This is a genomic window from Affinirhizobium lemnae (assembly GCF_022968395.1).
Taxonomy (GTDB): Bacteria; Pseudomonadota; Alphaproteobacteria; order Rhizobiales; family Rhizobiaceae; genus Neorhizobium; species Neorhizobium lemnae.
The window spans coordinates 1-6,785 of sequence record NZ_JALJQZ010000088.1; the positions used below are offsets into that span (position 1 = coordinate 1).

At 58.6% G+C, this 6,785-nt stretch carries 6 protein-coding genes and 1 pseudogene; 3 read left to right on the forward strand and 4 right to left on the reverse strand.

All coding sequences use genetic code 11. From position 1 onward, the window contains the following. The 4 genes from MUU53_RS22705 to MUU53_RS22720 all read right to left on the reverse strand — a co-directional run. A partial coding sequence (locus MUU53_RS22705; RefSeq protein ID WP_247262878.1) for a condensation domain-containing protein occupies positions 1-1,376 on the reverse strand: 1,376 nt, incomplete at its 3' end. A 38-nt stretch (positions 1,377-1,414) separates the two neighbouring features. After that, positions 1,415-2,527: a prohibitin family protein gene (locus MUU53_RS22710; RefSeq protein WP_247262879.1), complete on the reverse strand. Its 1,113-nt coding sequence runs from the start codon at positions 2,525-2,527 to the stop codon at positions 1,415-1,417. Next, the gene (locus MUU53_RS22715; RefSeq protein ID WP_247262880.1) at positions 2,524-4,278 is read right to left on the reverse strand and encodes an ATP-binding cassette domain-containing protein; all 1,755 of its coding nucleotides are present in this window, start codon (positions 4,276-4,278) and stop codon (positions 2,524-2,526) included. Before MUU53_RS22715 ends, MUU53_RS22710 begins: the two co-directional genes overlap by 4 nt. A 7-nt stretch (positions 4,279-4,285) precedes the next feature. Then, positions 4,286-4,459 carry a hypothetical protein gene (locus MUU53_RS22720; RefSeq protein ID WP_247262881.1) on the reverse strand — a complete coding sequence of 58 codons (174 nt, stop codon included), beginning with the start codon at positions 4,457-4,459 and terminating at the stop codon, positions 4,286-4,288. A gap of 525 nt (positions 4,460-4,984) precedes the next feature. Between MUU53_RS22720 and MUU53_RS22725 the strand changes: the two genes are divergently transcribed. The 3 genes and pseudogenes from MUU53_RS22725 to MUU53_RS22735 all read left to right on the forward strand — a co-directional run. Then, a complete protein-coding gene (locus tag MUU53_RS22725; RefSeq protein ID WP_247262882.1) occupies positions 4,985-5,206 on the forward strand; it encodes an MbtH family protein in 222 nt (73 codons plus the stop codon). Positions 5,207-5,261: 55 nt separating this feature from the next. Next, positions 5,262-5,495, forward strand: a pseudogene (locus MUU53_RS22730) (transposase); the annotation flags it as partial. 230 nt (positions 5,496-5,725) lie between these two features. Further along, a partial coding sequence (locus MUU53_RS22735; protein WP_247262883.1) for an IS110 family RNA-guided transposase occupies positions 5,726-6,785 on the forward strand: 1,060 nt, incomplete at its 3' end.

Here is a 6,785-nt window from a genome sequence, read left to right on the forward strand (position 1 = left end):
GCCGTCCCGTTGAACGCACCGATCAGCGCGACATCCGAAGACCCCGCAAGACGAAGCGACGACAAGCACATGTCCGAAGGAAGAGAGGCAAGCTCATCGAGCACGTGCAGGATCTGTCCCGCCGCATGGACAAGCGAGGACGGATCGAAACTCCCGCATGCTCCGTTCAGATCGATCTTGATCCGGCCGTCGGGCTGCGGATAGATAGCAAGGCTCATCCACTCGACGGGACCGTTCGACAGGTTCTCTGTCTCGCTCGTGCAATCGCCAAACCCGATGCCATAGTCGAACGGCATCTGGTTGACCTGGACCCGGGCAAAAGCCGCGTCGGAACCCGTGCCCAGCAGGTCGCGTCGCAGATCTTCGTAACGGTAGCGCTGATGGCGAAGTGCCGCCAGCTGCTGCCTCCTGATCTCGCGCAGAAGCGATCCGGGCGAATGGCTCCAGATGTCTCGCAACCGCACATGCACGACATTCGACGACATCGACACGACCGATCGCGCCTGCGTCCCAATCCGCCCCAGAACAGGAATACCAAGCACTACATCGCCACACCGCGACCACGCCGCCTCCATCAGCGCGATGGAGGCCGTCAACACCTGACCGGCAGATACACCATGCGCTTTTGCAAGCCTCTCGATCGCTGCCAGCCGCTCTCCCTCGATCACCAGACTGTGACGGACGAAGGGCCCGCCATAACCAGAGGCCTTGCCATGTTCCGGCGCGACCAGCTCCACTCCCTGAAGCAGATCGCGCCAGTAGGTGCCGTCCTTCGATGCCGCTTGGCTCCCCTGATAGGCAAGTTCAACCCGCTGATGCGCTACGAATGCCTCAAACGCCTCCGCCGAAGATTTCGGATCTGCCTTGTCATTAGCCAGCGCTCCGTAGCACGCGCCTACAAGCCCTGTCAGAAGCTGTCCCGCCCAGCCATCGGCAATTACGTGATGGTAGACCTGCACCCAGTGGATCTCATCGTCATGGGTCCGGATCAAGACCCAGCGAAACTGTGGATCAGCGGCAAGATCGAAGGGAGCCAAAGTCAAGCGGTCGATCAGGGCGGCCCGCGCCGCCTGAGGATCGGGCTCCTCCCGCAGATCGTAGAGCGGAATTTCGGTCGCGCTTCGCTCGATATAGACCTGTCGCGGACCATCCTGGGATGCGACGATCGCCATATTCAGCGCTGGAGTGGCCGCAATCACATCAGCCGCAGCCCTGCGGAATAACGACACGTCGAACGGGCCGACGATCGTCGTTACCTGCGCTATATTGTACCGGCAGCATGTTTCGTCACGCAGGTGCGCAAAATAAACCCCAAGCTGGGCAGGGCTCAAGGGAAGCGAGCCGCCGGTCATCATGTCTCGCGAAGCCTCTGGCAACAGAGCATCCGCACCGCCGTCGTCGCAATTCCCAATTCTCACCTCGAAACCCCGAAAGCGCCAGAAAAACCAGGAGACACGGGGAGAGCCGTGGACGGAGAGGAGGCGCCCCGATCATCCGTTGTGCCGCGAACTGCCGAGGCCGGTCTGTCACTGCTCACGGCAACCGGTTCGTTGCCAGCAGGGCCGCCGTCAAGGGAGGTCGTCGGCGTGTCCCCTCCGAATACCGTCTCATCGACCTTCCCGACAGGATTGTCGTCCTTGGTTGTGGTGTCGAGGATCAGCGGCAATCCTGTTGCGCTGTTTCCGATGACAACCACCTTGCTGTTTGGAGATTCCGCAAGCTTGAGGGTTGCCTCGATGCCGCGCCAGCGGAGATAGCTCTCGGAAATCGCAGGCGTCACGATCTCCTGAAACCTCCGGATACCCTCCGCTTCCACCTGCTTGCGCTTGCTCTCAAGCACTTCGCGCTCGACTCGATACTGGTACTCCTCGGCAATCTGCGCCTGTTCGAGCTTGTTCTGGATCGCGGTCGCAATCTGCTCGGGCAGCTGCACGTTCCTGATCAGAATATCCGTCAGCATCACGACGTTGCCGGATTGCGCGGAGGACAGGGTCGACGGCCCGATACCTGTGGTCAAGGAGTTCTGTGTCACCCGATCGTATACAGCCTGCTGTACCACCTCCCTGGCCCCCGTCAGAAAGGCTTCGGCATTGTATTGGGCAATCACTGCGCGAGCGACCGATCCAACCTCCCTGCCGATCAGCTTGCTCTCATAATCGGGGCCGATGTTCTGGTTGAGGCTGACCACGTTTTCCGGGGCAATTCGCCAGCGGATATTGATCTCGACATTGAAGGCGAGGCCATCCCTGGAAAGCACCTGATAGTCCGCCTGCACGCTCTGCAGCCTCAGATCGTACAGGTAGATCTTGTCCCACGGCGCAATCACGTGCAGCCCCTCTCCGAGAGGCCCGGTCGAGGTGTTGGAGCCAAAGAGGTTTATCCGGTGCCAGTGGACGCCAGCGTATCCTACCGGAACCGTGTGGACCATCAGGTCCCACAGAATGACCAGCAAAAATCCGGCGATGAGGAGAAGGAAGGTGATGGTCAGGCTGATACGTCTGATGACCCTGATCAGAAGAGTCTTCATTTTCTGTCTCCCTGGACCAGTCGCCCCTCGACCATGTGAATACGGCGGTCACACCTGTGGAAATACTGTTCGTCATGGGTGATGGCGAATATGGTCAGCCCCTCGTCGCGAAGCGCCGGCAGGATCTCTTCGTAAAACCTTTGCCTGGTTTCCGGGTCCTGATCGGCAGCCCATTCATCGAGCACGAGGATCGGGCGCGCCTCGGCCAGAGCGAGAGCCAGAGCCACGCGTTTGCGCTGGCCCGTCGACAGCTGCTCGGTCGCCAATTGCTCAAGATCATCGCCGAGTTTGTCACGGATGCCGAGCTTGACCAGCCATTCGGCGAACCGCGACATTTCTTCATCGTCAAGGCCGAAGGGGCGGTCGAAAAGGTAGAAATCGGCAAAGACGGCAGAGAACAGCTCACGATAATCCTGCGGCGGAAAGGTGGGTACCGCCTCTCCGTTCAGGCTGAGCACACCGTTCGCTCTTGGATAGAGCCCGGTGAGCACTCTCAGCAGCGTGGTTTTGCCAGAGCCGTTGCCACCGGTCAGGAAGACAATTTCCCCCTTGCTCAGGGTCAGATCGATGTCTTCGATCGCAAAGCTCTGGGTGCCTGCATGCACATAGCTGAGACCGGTCATTGAGATTGTGTCGAACGCCCGGCTCGGCGGATCTGCCGCCTGGAGTTCGGATTGGTCAGCCGACACATTCGTCCGCTCAGCTCTTCGTGCGGCTACGTCCGCCTCAAAGGCATTGATAGCGCCAAGCGCATATTGGGCGGTTGCAAATTGCTGGGAGGTCTGGACAACGCTGCCGATGGGACCGAGCAGAAAGATGACACCGATCACAATGCGGGAGATGTCGCTGTCGCCGGCTCCGCCGACAAGCGGCATGAGGAAGACGACAGCGCCCGCCATCATGTATGAGATCGTGGTGGCGGTTGAGATAAGAGCAGCAATATGCGCGGCCGTCGATGTCCGTCCGTTGGCAAGAGCGACCGAAGTCTCCCGGATCGCCGCTTCAAGTCCAAGCCGCCGCCTCACGCTTAGCTGAAGCTCCTTTACCCCTCCTGCAATGGCGTCCGTCAGCCCCCGAAACCTTGCATCGGCTGCAGACGCGGCGATCATCTCGGCCTCCATCAGCTTGCTGCGGTTCACGTAACCGACAACGGAAAGTCCGACCACGATCAGGGTCAGAACGCCTGCGAATACAGACAGCGACAGAACATAGCCGAACATGAAGACGAGCAGCAGCAGCGATTCGACGCCCGCTATGATCGGGACAACCGTCTGCGACAGCGAACCGTAATGCGCCGAGATACCGTCACGCAGCGAAAGACCGCCAATGGCCTCGATGTCTCTTAGCGAAAGCTGCAGCACATCGCCGACAACCTTCTTGCGTTTGCGTTCGAGCGCCGTTTCGATCGCAGATGCGGCATTGCGGATCATGCTGTTCTGTGACGTTCGGTAGACCACAAGCAGCGCGAGAAAGAGAATGGCGGACAGGGTGGAATAGCTACCGTTGCCTGTTTCCTTGGCTTCCGCATTCAACAGGAAAAGAACGCCGGTGCCACAGAGCGCCGCAAGGATTGCCACAAACAGCAGTCTGCCTATCGTCTCTCGGCCACTCAACCTCCAGAGATACGCAAGCACACGACTGCCAGATTTCTCGCGACCATGCCCTTCCCGGCTGTGCGACATGATCAGCCTAAGGAGACGCTCACCGAGGCGAGTCGAATGCAGTGAGGCATCGTCATCCATGGCTGACATTGACACCTCAGGAGTTACTGCTGCGCGGACGCGTGATCAGCAACACGAGCGCCATAAGGAAGGGAGTGAACAGAAGACTGAGCACGAAAATCCCTGCAAAGCCGACATTGCTCTTGCGTCCGAGCAAGCCAACAATCGCGCACAGAACCCCATAAAACAAAATCAGCAGCGGTGATGCCATGCAGTTGCCACCTATCTCTTCCACCCGAACCGGACGCGAACTCGTGTCCGTGTCTTCGGCAACCCACAGCCTGCTCCGTCACTTATGACGCGGCCCAATGTCACGAGCACGTAGACCGTTGCGCAACTCCACGCGGTCAATCAAACCGAAAGCGTCCACTTGACCGGGCGTCAGATCTACTTCGTGCATCACGATAAGCATTTACAAGGCGCAGCACCATACCTGCGTCGCAGCCATCAACTGAAATAAAAAGAGTTTTCCCCATAAAAGAAATACCCGATTCGCGAAACCCGACATTCAGCCACCACCTGACCCTCCAGACCCAAGACCAAAGACTTGCAGCGGCTGAAACGATAGCGTTGCCGCTCAACCATAGAACGATTGGCCAGGCTGAGGCAGAGAAGGCAGTTCGCAAAATGAATAGCGCGCTTCATCTTGGGGCGATGACTTTAGATGACATGGCACGTCACGGGATCTATGATATTCGGGATTTGAATGAATTTCCGACCGAAGAGGAACGCGCCCATGGCCGAAATCAGATTCGACAACAACTGGAGCATGGACGGCGAGGGCTTCAAGGTGCTCGTCAACCACGAGGGTCAGCATTCCCTGTGGCCTTCCGCGCAGCCCATCCCGGAAGGATGGAGCCAGACTGGACCTGTCGGGCCAAAGCAGGAATGCCTCGACTGGATCAAGGAAAACTGGACCGACATTGCACCGCGATCCCTGCGTACGCCCGAGGGGTGAATAGCCCCTAGATTTGTAGACGCCTTCTCCCCTAAATTTTAGGCAGGAGGCCTACATGGGCAAAGCCAATTTCACGGAAGATTTCAAACGCGACGCTGTGCGTCAGATCACGGAGCGGGGCTATCCGGTTGCGGAGGTTTCGCAGCGGCTCGGTGTCAGCCAGCATTCTCTGTACGAATGGAAGAAGAAGTTTGCTGCGTCGAACGGCAAGGCCAGCGACGATGCCGACGAGGTCAGGCGGCTGAAGAAGGAGCTGGCTCGCGTCACCGAGGAGCGCGACATCCTAAAAAACGATCACGGGCCATGGTCCGCCTGTGCGCGGTAGAAACAGGCTGTGCTACGCTGGCCGGCGGAGGGGAGTTGCCGACTGCTTATTGGAGGCGATCGACCCCGTTAAAAAACGTGGCACATGGGCTGTTGCGCACTTGAGAGTGGTGACGCTGTTTCGGCGGCGATCCCGGTTAGGAAAATGACGAACTTGCTCGGCCCAGCCCCTCCCGATCCAAAGGAGGAGAAGCCATGCCAAAGACAAGTTCATCCATGCCGCAGAACCTGACCCGCATGAACCCTGGAGCGGCAGCCATCGACATCGGGTCTACGATGCATATGGCTGCGGTCAATCCGGATTATGCCGAGATGCCAATCCGCTCATTTGGGACCTTCACCCACGATTTGCATGATCTTGCCGCCTGGTTCAGATCCTGCGGTGTCACCAGCGTGGCGATGGAGTCGACCGGCGTCTACTGGATACCGGCTTACGAGATTCTGGAGCAACACGGCTTCGAGGTGATCCTGGTCAACGCGCGTTATGCAAAGAACGTCCCTGGCAGGAAGACGGACGTCAGCGATGCGGCATGGCTTCGCCAGTTGCATTCCTATGGCCTGTTGCGCGGAAGCTTTCGGCCGAACGCACAGGTCGCAACGCTGCGTGCCTACCTGCGCCAGCGAGAACGGCTGGTCGAGTATGCGGCGGCTCATATCCAGCACATGCAGAAGGCTTTGATGGAGATGAACTTACAGCTCCACCATGTTGTCTCCGACATCACAGGCGTGACCGGCATGAAGATCATCCGTGCGATCGTCTCCGGCGAGCGCGATCCCGACGTTCTGGCTTCGTTGCGCGATGTTCGCTGCCACTCGTCGGTCGAAACAATCAGAGCATCCCTGATCGGCAATGATCGTGACGAGCACGTCTTTGCCCTTTCCCAGTCACTGGAGCTTTACGACTTCTACCAGGCGAAGATGCTCGAATGCGACCGCAAGCTTGAGGCATCAATTGCGTCCATGACAGTGGACCCTGACGCGCCGCTTCCGCCGCTACCAAAGGTCAGGACGAAGACTAAACAGACAAATGCACCGTCCTTCGATGTGCGAGCTGCACTCTACGGTCTTACCTGGACAGATTTGACCCAGATTCACGGCCTCGGCTCCTCGCTTGCGCTAAAGCTCATCGGCGAATGCGGAACGGATCTGAGAGCATGGCCCTCTGCCAAGCACTTCACGGCGTCACGACACGAAAGTGGTGAATCTGTCCGACATTTGAGAACATATGGTGATCACGCAGCGAGGATGGAGGTTT